This is a genomic window from Burkholderia sp. AU44665 (assembly GCF_030504405.1).
Classification (GTDB): domain Bacteria; phylum Pseudomonadota; class Gammaproteobacteria; order Burkholderiales; family Burkholderiaceae; genus Burkholderia; species Burkholderia semiarida.
Window position 1 is genome coordinate 1 of sequence record NZ_JAUJRI010000055.1, and the last position, 639, is coordinate 639.

Below are 639 nucleotides of genomic sequence, written 5' to 3' on the forward strand. Positions count from 1 at the left end.
GCGTGCAGCAGGCGCTGGAGCTGCTCAAGCGCGTGCGCGCGCGCTGGGAATTCGTGCGCGACCGGCTCGACCAGCCGCTGCGCGAGGCGCAGCACTACCTGGTGCAGCTCGGCTACGAGGCGCTCGCGGAGAAGTTCGCCGACCGCGCGGACGAGCAGCCGGGCGCGACCGTGTTCCACGTCACGCAGGACCGCACGGTGCGCATCTCGTGGAAGCAGGAGATCCGCGCGGAACTGCGCGCGATCTTCAACGGCGGCGCGTTCAAGCCGATCCTCGACGAAGCGCAGGCGATCCACAAGCGCGTGCTGCGCGGCCGCGTGTTCGTCGCGCTGCACATGCACGCGGGCGACGGCAACGTGCACACGAACATCCCGGTCAACTCCGACAACTACGAGATGCTGCAGGACGCGCACGCGGCCGTCGCGCGCATCATGACGCTCGCGCGCTCGCTCGACGGCGTGATTTCCGGCGAGCACGGGATCGGCATCACGAAGCTCGAGTTCCTGACCGATGACGAGATCGCCGAATTCCGCGCGTACAAGCAGCGCGTGGACCCGAACGGCCGCTTCAACAAGGGCAAGCTGCTCGAGGGCGCCGATCTGCGCAATGCGTACACGCCGAGCTTCGGGCTGATGGGCT

General features: G+C 68.4%; 1 protein-coding gene. It reads left to right on the forward strand.

The window, feature by feature from the left end:
- A partial coding sequence (locus QZM15_RS33920; RefSeq protein ID WP_302108030.1) for an FAD-binding oxidoreductase occupies positions 1 to 639 on the forward strand: 639 nt, incomplete at both ends.